Origin of the sequence: Pseudoalteromonas sp. MMG007, from assembly GCF_018100985.1 — a bacterium.
Classification (GTDB): domain Bacteria; phylum Pseudomonadota; class Gammaproteobacteria; order Enterobacterales; family Alteromonadaceae; genus Pseudoalteromonas.
This window is the reverse complement of record NZ_JAGJEI010000027.1, coordinates 1-9,559: the sequence shown is the minus strand read 5'-3', so window position 1 is coordinate 9,559 and position 9,559 is coordinate 1. Positions and strand designations below refer to the sequence as shown.

At 42.6% G+C, this 9,559-nt stretch carries 6 protein-coding genes and 1 rRNA gene; 4 read left to right on the top strand and 3 right to left on the bottom strand.

What is annotated here, in order from left to right:
- The first annotated feature begins 52 nt into the window (after positions 1–52).
- Both rrf and glsB read left to right on the top strand, forming a co-directional pair.
- Positions 53–167 (top strand): 5S ribosomal RNA (gene rrf, locus J8L71_RS18200).
- Positions 168–566: 399 nt separating this feature from the next.
- On the top strand, positions 567–1,490 hold the full coding sequence (glsB, locus tag J8L71_RS18195) for a glutaminase B (protein ID WP_211001777.1): 924 nt from the start codon (positions 567–569) through the stop codon (positions 1,488–1,490).
- A gap of 34 nt (positions 1,491–1,524) precedes the next feature.
- Here the strand turns inward: glsB and J8L71_RS18190 are convergent, their stop codons facing one another.
- Positions 1,525–2,829 (bottom strand): inosine/guanosine kinase, encoded by a 1,305-nt coding sequence (locus J8L71_RS18190; protein WP_211001776.1) that lies wholly within the window; start codon positions 2,827–2,829, stop codon positions 1,525–1,527.
- Positions 2,830–3,007: 178 nt separating this feature from the next.
- Here J8L71_RS18190 and tadA point away from each other — a divergent pair, with 178 nt between their 5' ends.
- Positions 3,008–3,529, top strand: a complete 522-nt coding sequence (gene tadA, locus J8L71_RS18185) for a tRNA adenosine(34) deaminase TadA (protein WP_211001775.1) — start codon at positions 3,008–3,010, stop codon at positions 3,527–3,529.
- Here the strand turns inward: tadA and J8L71_RS18180 are convergent.
- Both J8L71_RS18180 and mltF read right to left on the bottom strand, forming a co-directional pair.
- A complete protein-coding gene (locus J8L71_RS18180) occupies positions 3,526–3,693 on the bottom strand; it encodes a hypothetical protein (RefSeq protein ID WP_165491322.1) in 168 nt (55 codons plus the stop codon). The two genes, tadA and J8L71_RS18180, sit on opposite strands and share 4 nt — an antisense overlap.
- A gap of 166 nt (positions 3,694–3,859) precedes the next feature.
- Positions 3,860–5,341: a membrane-bound lytic murein transglycosylase MltF gene (mltF, locus tag J8L71_RS18175; RefSeq protein WP_211001774.1), complete on the bottom strand. Its 1,482-nt coding sequence runs from the start codon at positions 5,339–5,341 to the stop codon at positions 3,860–3,862.
- Positions 5,342–5,552: 211 nt separating this feature from the next.
- Here mltF and purL point away from each other — a divergent pair, with 211 nt between their 5' ends.
- On the top strand, positions 5,553–9,443 hold the full coding sequence (purL, locus tag J8L71_RS18170) for a phosphoribosylformylglycinamidine synthase (RefSeq protein ID WP_211001773.1): 3,891 nt from the start codon (positions 5,553–5,555) through the stop codon (positions 9,441–9,443).
- Positions 9,444–9,559 lie beyond the last annotated feature (116 nt).

Sequence of the window (9,559 nt, the reverse complement as noted above, 5' to 3'; positions counted from 1 at the left end):
TCAGTCGAAGGACTTTAAACTTAATAAAAATAAGAAAATTGAAAAGAATTTTCTTGGTGACAATAGCGTTTTGGACCCACCTGATTCCATGCCGAACTCAGTAGTGAAACGAAACAGCGCCGATGATAGTGTAGCATTTGTTATGTGAAAGTAGGACATTACCAGGATTTAATTAAGAAAAACCCGTTACAGCAATGTAACGGGTTTTTTGCTATCTAGGATTAAGTAGATAACAATACCCCATGCCGTATTCAGTAGTGGGCTATCCTGCACACCTTGTGCGCCGAGGGATTTGTATAACTATACATCAAACAATACAGCTCGAAGGCGAGCCCCTTACAAGGCCGTCCCGATACTAAAATAGTATCCCATTTCACTGTGACTCTCCACCGCTGTGGGCACTACGACATCACCAGTACTTAAATAAGAGAAACTCGTTACAAAGATGTGGCGTTTTTTGCTTTCAATTTAAAAAATCTCACCTTTGAATTCATCAACAAAACTAGGTGCGCCTCTTGGCGCGTGCTAAAATCCAATTTTTACCAATGACGATATAGAGGTCTAGATTGCCGACTGCTGATTACCAAAAGGTGCTTGATGAGATAGCACATGAAGTACGTCCTTTGTTATCGCAAGGGAAAGTAGCTGATTATATACCTGCGCTTGCTGAGGTTGATCCTGAGCAGTTTTCTATCGCCATTTACACCACTGATGGTGAAACTATATGTGCAGGGGATTGCTCTAAACGTTTTACTATTCAATCTGTTTCTAAAGTAATGACTCTTACTATGGCCTTGCAGCGTTATGGCGACGAGCTTTGGCATAGGGTGGGCAAAGAGCCTTCTGGTACTGCGTTTAACTCTTTAACTCAGCTAGAGTTTGAAAAAGGGATCCCACGAAACCCATTTATTAATGCTGGTGCAATAGTTACCTGTGATGCGCTATATAGCCGTTTATCTGCTCCTCGTCACTCAATGCTTGAAACGTTTAGGTTACTCTCAGGCAATAGCACTATTGTTGTTGATAAAAAAGTAGCTAACTCTGAATATGAATTTAGGCACAGAAATGCTGCCATGGCGCATTTAATGAAATCGTTTGGCAATTTTGAAAATGACGTTGATGATGTGCTTTGGTCGTACTTTAATTTTTGTGCAATTGAGCTTAATTGTGTTGAGCTTGCTAAGGCGTATAACTTTTTGGCTAATAAAGGGATTGATTTTAGCTCTGGTAAACGTGTGCTATCAAGTAGACAAAACAAACAGCTTAACTCACTTTTATTTACAAGTGGGTTATATGATGCTGCTGGCGATTTTGGTTATAGGGTTGGTATGCCTGGTAAATCAGGGGTGTCAGGAACTATTTTAGCGGTATTACCGGGTAAATTTACAGTGGCTGTGTACTCTCCGGGGCTTAATAGTTTTGGGAATTCAGTGGCGGGGATAGCAGCACTAGAGCTGCTATCTAAAAAGCTCGATATTTCAATTTTTTAAAATACCGATAGGGGGACTAATTTAGTTCCCTATGTTATTGCTCCCAATACACTTGTTCAAGGCAGTCTTCGCGCTCTGGTAAACCACGGGATAAACGTGGAGAGTGCTGAACTAATACTTCATAGCTTGCACGGTTTGCATATTTACTAATTTGCGCAAGAGATGAGTAAGTAATGGCCTGTTGCTGATGCTTCGCTGAGTTCGCCACGTTTAATTTATGGTAAACGTTAGCTGATAAATCATGTAATACCGCTGCTAAAGCGCAATCGCCAGCACCGTTTGTATTTTTGATTGAATCAGGGCCACCCATAAATGGTGCCGTATGGCTATAAGCTCTAATTGGTGTTTTACAGTCTTCTTTTCGCATAGCGCGAGAAAACTCATAACGGTTAAAGTCTGGGATAGCTCCTGGCAACAACGGGTACTCAGTTTCACGCTTGAGTTCGTCATCAACATAGCCTGCCATAAACAAGCCTTTTTCACCTGCAGTACAAATAACTAAATCTACCCAGTCGAGAGCTTTATCTGCAGCAAGAAGAGGGTCTTCAAAACCTGTAATTGCAAGGCCTTCTTCTTCGTTCATAGCAAGTATATCTACATGGTTATTAACAAAGTTAGCCCACCAAGTAGGATCTTGCTCAATAAGGAACTTGGTACCAAGAGTGAGTACTACCGGTACGCCAGCATCATTGGCATACTTTACAGCCTGCATGGTCGCTTCGGTCATTGTCTCATTACCTTGAGTACGCATTAAGTAAGCGCTTATAACTAAAGCTGATGATTTCTCAATTAGCTCTTTGTCGATTGACTCCGGGCGTAAGTGGTTCATTAACCCTGCGCTAATAGCAAAAGTACGCTCGCCAGTTTCATCAATAAGTGTGAAACAGCGACCTATTGGCCCATCAACAGGTTGAAGGTAATCTAAATCTACTCGGCTTGAGGTATTACACAAAAAGCGATAAGCATAGCTACCTATTTTTATGTTTTCACTCATTACACCAAGTAAAACAGAGCGGTCATCTGCAAGTACCGAGTAATTGTGCATAGTGTTACCTATTGTTCCACCTGCAAACTCGTAATCAACCATGTCGTTTAATTTTAAACGGTCGTATAAGGCGTTTGTAATATCGCTATCAATAACTTGCGACATACCTCTGCGCAATTGAAACTCGTCTAGGAAAGCTTGATCAACTTTTGCCTCTATATCAACAACGATTTGATCGATACCCGTAATATAACTACGTTGTAATCGCTCTGTTGCGTTAAGTTGATTGGTAAGTGGATCTTTGGCTTCCACTGGAAAATAATGTTTATGCCTGCGGCGTCCAGGAAATTTCATTTGCTACCCGTGTTGTGAGCTAAATAAAAAAAGCGTGAGATTATAGCGTAAATCACTAGCTATGAGCCATGACAAACCACACTATTTTGTTTTATTTTTGCAATAAACCAATCTCAAAGGCACTTTATTAACCTAAGTTGGTATAATTAGAGCATAAAAAGTTAATTAAGTTGATTGAATGAACGAGCCAATTGATGATTCCTACTGGATGGAATTAGCCTTAGAGTATGCACTTAAAGCACAAGCACTTAATGAAATCCCTGTTGGGGCTGTTGTTGTAAAAGATAATAAGCTTATAGCAGCGGGGTATAATCGCTCTATTACTGATAACGATCCTTCTGCTCATGCCGAAATGATAGCCGTGAGAGAGGCGGGCAAAGTACTGAATAATTACCGTTTAATCGACTGTACTTTATATGTAACACTTGAACCGTGTTCTATGTGTGCGGGTTTATTAGTTCACAGCAGAATTAATCGCTTAGTATTTGGTGCCTCAGATGCAAAAACGGGTTCGGCAGGATCAATTATGAATTTACTGCAAGAGCCTAGGTTAAATCATCAGGTTGAAGTATGTGGTGGGGTATTAGCTCAACAATGTGGGAATACTATTTCTGAGTTTTTTAAAAATCGTCGAGCGCAAATTAAAGCAGCCAAAAAAGCTGCTCGTGATGCTCAAATAGATAAGCCTTGCTCAAGTTAACTGGCAAGTGGCTCTGATATTGGAGCTTCCATTTGCTGCATTGCAAACATGCGGCGGCGCCAGATTATTTTTTTATGTAAACCACGTAACATAATACGACGGCGAGTAGCGGTTGAATATATTACATTTCTTTTTAGTTTTTGCGTGCGTCTACGTTTTAGCATGTGTTCTCCTAATGCGTGAGAGTGAGAAAGGCACAAGGTATATCTGTATAAAAGTGCAGATATACTATTAACACACATTAGTGATCATTTGATGACAAGTAAACAGCTTTTTAATTTTCCTAGTTTTTGTTTTTAAAGTAATTCGATTATTTATAGAAATTTGCTCTTACTGATTACTTTCCTCTTCTTTTACTTTGCTTTGAGGCGCTGCTGGTTCAGTTTTAGCTGGTTCAGTAGGCGCTGGCTCTTTTTGTACTGGCTCAGGCTCAGGCTCCGTTTCAGGTTCCGGCTCTGGAGCAATAGCATTGTTTTCATCAAGCCATACGAGTGCGTCGTAATATCTGCGAATATTATCAACATATTTTACAGCCACATCTCCACGGGCATAGCCATAACGTGTTTTACGGTAATAACGCTTTTTAATTAGCAGCGGTAGGCGTTTTTTAACATCGGCCCACTTATCAGGACTTGCCCCTTGCTGCTCAGTGATAATACGTGCATCGTTAACATGTCCCCAACCTACATTATATGCCGCCAATGCTAGCCACGTGCGATCTGGTTGCGGAATGCGATCAGGAATGCGCTTAATGAGTTTACTTAAGTACTTAGCGCCACCGCGTATGTTTTGCTCAGGCTCTAATCTATTGGTAACTCCTACTTGCTTGGCTGTGCTGCGCGTTAGCATCATAATACCACGCACACCGGTTGGCGATTTGGCGCGTGGGTTCCACATAGACTCTTGATAACTCAATGCTGCAAGTAAGCGCCAGTCGAGAGTACCTGCATATTGCTCAAACCAAGGTCTGTAAGTAGGGAGCGTCTCTTTTATTGCCTCAATATAGGCAAGGGTATTAACGTAGTTAAATTGGCGCACATGGCCAAAGTACTTCTCTTCGAGCACGTAAAGCTGGTTACTTTGCTTTACATCACCAAAAAATGGCACCAATAACGCGTACAAAGAGTCATCTTTTGATTTATTAAGTATCCACGCGATCGGGTCATTATGTGATACAGAAAAGCCAATACTTAAATTAGGGTGGTAGCGCCTGAATAGCGATAATGTATGGGAGTCAGCTAGCGTGTAATCTATTTCACCATCTATAACGGCTTGAAGTAACTCCTCTTCATCAAATTCTTCGCTTTCGGTCCAGGTGAGTGATGGATTGTTTTTCTTAATTTTTTGTAGGGTAAGCGAATGGCTACTTTTAGCTATTACAGTAAAGTTACCATCTAAATCATCAAATTCTCGCGGACGAACGCGCCCTTGCTTATAAACAAGTTTTTGGCTAATTGTTCTGTAGGTGGGGCCATATCTATATTGCTGCGCGCGTGCTTTATTGTATGTAAGGCCTGAGGCAATTAAATCTAAGTCGCCACTTTCAAGGCGAGCAAACATGTCTGATAAATTAAAAAAGGGGACTATTTCAAGTTCAACACCTAGGTAATCGGCAAAAGCTTGAGAAAGCTCATATTCAAAGCCTTGCTCGCCTTGAACTGCTTGATAATAATTACTGGCACTGGCCAGCGTGCCCACACGTATTTTGTTTTGCTCTTTAATCTGGGCAAGTTGGGTTGACTGTTCTTGCATATCACATGCACATAACAGCATAACTAAAGTAATGATTATTATTAGTTTTTCTTTGAACATTGAGAGCCCCTTTAACGCGCCAGCACCCGTTATAGCAAAACTTAGCCATTTCGTCACTTTCCCTTTTATTTTATTAGCTAAAACGGATTATAAATAAAGCTAAAAAGTTAATTTTATGAAAAGCGCAATTTGGAGTTAAATCTGGATGCTACTTAGACTATAATGTCGCCCTAAAATATCGTTCAATCCCTAACCCCGGATGAAATTATCTATGTTGATCCTTCGTGGTGCACCAGCACTGTCAGAGTTCAGAGTTAATAAAATTTTAGCGCGTTGCAAACAATCGCAACTTCCTGTCACTAACGTATATGCCGAGTATGCTCATTTTGCCGATTTAACATCGCCTTTGAGTGTTGATGAGCAAACCAAGCTTGAAAAGCTATTAACTTACGGTCCTACTATTGCCGAGCATACCCCAGCTGGCACATTAGTACTTGTTACACCTCGCCCTGGTACCATTTCGCCTTGGGCTTCTAAAGCAACCGATATAGCGCACAACTGTGGCCTTAAACAGGTTCACCGCGTAGAGCGTGGTATTGCTTATTATATAGAAGGTGAACTAACTACAGAGCAACTTGCACAAGTAACGGCGTTATTACACGACCGTATGACTGAAGCAACTCATACTGAGCTTGCAGCAGCAGCGCAGTTGTTCCGTAATGATTCTCCACGTGAAATGTCCTCAGTTGATATTTTAGGTGGTGGCCGCGAAGCATTGGCTGAAGCGAACGTTGAGCAAGGTTTTGCTCTGGCCGATGATGAAATTGACTACCTAGTAGAGAACTTTAAAAAGTTAGGCCGTAATCCTAACGACATAGAATTGTTTATGTTTGCCCAAGCAAACTCAGAGCATTGTCGTCATAAAATATTTAATGCTGATTGGACAATTGATGGTATTGGACAGCCAAAATCGCTGTTTAAAATGATTAAAAATACCTTTGAGCACAACCCTGAAAATGTATTGTCGGCGTATAAAGATAACGCGGCAGTAATGAAAGGCTCAAAAGCGGGTCGCTTCTTCCCGAATGCGCAAGGTGAATATGCGTATCACCAAGAAGACATTGAAATATTAATGAAGGTAGAAACGCATAACCATCCAACGGCTATAGCACCGTTTTCGGGCGCGGCTACCGGCTCTGGTGGTGAAATTCGTGACGAAGGTGCAACAGGGCGTGGTTCTAAGCCAAAAGCAGGTTTAGTTGGCTTTACGGTTTCTAACTTACGTATACCAGGGTACGAGCAACCGTGGGAAAGCGACTTTGGTAAGCCTGGTCGTATAGTAAATGCCCTTGATATTATGATGGACGGCCCACTGGGTGGCGCTGCATTTAATAACGAGTTTGGTCGTCCTAATTTGTTAGGTTACTTTCGTACGTACGAAGAAAAAGTAACAAGCCACAATGGTGAAGAGGTACGTGGTTACCACAAGCCTATTATGCTTGCCGGTGGTTTAGGTAATATTCGCTCTGATCATGTTCAAAAAGGGGATATTCCAGTAGGTGCAAAACTAATTGCGCTAGGTGGCCCTGCAATGAACATTGGTTTAGGCGGTGGTGCAGCATCAAGTATGGCATCGGGTCAATCAAACGAAGACCTAGACTTTGCCTCTGTACAGCGTGAAAACCCAGAAATGGAACGTCGTTGCCAAGAAGTAATCGATAAGTGTTGGCAGCTAGGTGATGAAAACCCAATTGCATTTATACATGATGTAGGCGCAGGTGGTTTATCAAATGCATTCCCTGAGCTTGTAGATGATGGCGGCCGTGGTGGTAAATTCCAACTACGCGATATTCCTAACGATGAGCCAGGCATGGCACCACACGAAATTTGGTGTAACGAATCGCAAGAGCGTTATGTGCTGGCTGTAGCTGTTGAAGACTTTGATCGTTTTGAAGCAATTTGTAAGCGCGAACGCGCGCAGTACGCAGTAATTGGAGAAGCCACAGAAGAGCGCCATTTAACTGTTGCTGATAGCCACTTTGATAACAGTCCTGTTGATTTACCGCTAGATGTATTGTTAGGTAAAGCGCCTAAAATGCACCGCGATGTAACATCTCAGCAAGTAACAGGTACTGCCATTGATGCAAATGCTATTGACGTAGCAGATGCCGCGCAGCGCTTATTACGCTTACCGACAATTGCAGAAAAAACATTTTTAATTACCATTGGAGATCGCTCGGTTACCGGTTTAGTAGCACGAGATCAAATGGTTGGCCCTTGGCAAGTACCAGTTGCTAACTGTGCGGTTACTGCGGCAACGTACGATACTTACCACGGTGAAGCTATGTCACTCGGCGAGCGTACTCCGGCGGCACTACTAAATTACGGTGCTTCTGCGCGTTTGGCTGTGGCAGAGTCGTTAACTAATATTGCCTGTGCAAACATTGGCAGCCTTGAGAACATTAAGCTTTCGGCTAACTGGATGGCTGCAGCGGGTCACCCAGGTGAAGATGCTGGCCTTTACGAAGCCGTAAAAGCGGTAGGTGAAGAGCTGTGCCCAGCACTTGGTTTAACTATACCTGTAGGTAAAGATTCTATGTCGATGAAAACGACATGGAAAAACGAAGACGATAGTGCTGAACAATCAGTGACGTCGCCGTTATCGCTTGTTATTACAGCCTTTGGTCGTGTTGACGATGTACGCAAAACAGTGACCCCGCAGCTACGTACTGATAAAGGCGACACATCGCTTATATTAGTTGATTTAGGTGCTGGTAAAAACCGACTGGGCGCATCAAGCCTTGCACAGGTTTATAAGCAGCTTGGTGATGTTACACCAGATGTAGACAGCCCTGAGTCACTTAAAGGCTTTTATAATGCTATGCAAGCACTTGTGGCAGATAGCAAGCTACTTGCTTATCATGACCGCTCAGACGGTGGTTTATTTACTACTGTAACTGAAATGGCATTTGCAGGGCACACGGGTGTAACTGTTGATTTAGCGGAGTTAACAGGCTCAGACCTAGAAGCACTTTATAACGAAGAGCTAGGTGCAGTAATTCAAGTGGCTAACAGCGACTTAGATGCCGTAAATGCAGTGTTTGAACAACACGGTGTAGCTGCAATTAGTCACGTGATTGGCTCGCTTAATAGCGACGATAGCATTGTATTTAACCGCGGCGAGCAAACGGTACTTAATCATACTCGTACAGAATTGCGTACTATTTGGGCCGAAACAACGTACCAAATGCAAGCACGTCGTGATAACCCCGAGTGTGCTAAGCAGGAGTTTGATGCCAAGTTTGATGCAAAAGATCCAGGCTTAAACGTAAAACTTAATTTTGACTTAAACGAAGATATAGCTGCGCCATACATTGCAACAGGTGCTAAACCACAAATGGCTATTTTACGTGAGCAAGGCGTTAACTCGCATTTAGAAATGGCTGCTGCGTTTAACCGTGCTGGTTTTGCCGCTGTTGATGTGCACATGAGCGATATACTCGAAGGGCGTTTAACTCTTGAGCAGTTTAAAGGTTTAGTAGCATGTGGTGGTTTCTCTTACGGTGACGTTTTAGGCGCCGGAGAAGGTTGGGCTAAGTCTATCTTGTTTAACGATATGGCACGCGATCAGTTCCAAAACTTCTTCCACCGTGAAGACACCTTTAGTTTAGGTGTATGTAATGGTTGCCAAATGTTATCAACGCTTAAAGAGTTAATTCCAGGTACTGAGCATTGGCCTCGTTTTGTAACTAATAAATCTGAGCGTTTTGAAGCACGCTTTAGCTTAGTAGAAATACAAGAGAATCCGTCTGTGTTCTTCAGTGGTATGGCGGGATCGCGTATGCCAATTGCTGTATCTCATGGTGAAGGCCATGCTGAGTTTGCCAATGATGCTGCCACTCAAGCTGCGCTTGAAAGCGGCACTGTCGCGGTTAAATTTGTTGATAACTACGGTAACCCTACAACGCAATACCCGGCCAACCCGAATGGTTCACCAGAAGGTATTACTGGTATTACTTCTACTGATGGCCGTGCAACAGTAATGATGCCGCACCCGGAGCGTGTATTCCGCGCTGTAGCTAACTCTTGGCACCCAGATGAGTGGAAAGAGGATAGCCCGTGGATGCGTATGTTCCGCAATGCACGTAAAAATGTAGGCTAGTGATTACAATCACTCCCTATACAAGCTAGATTCATAATCTAGCTGTAAAATAAAAAAGGCTGCCTTCGCAGCCTTTTTTGATTGCGTAGATGTCTTGTCCTGAAATGTGTTTACAT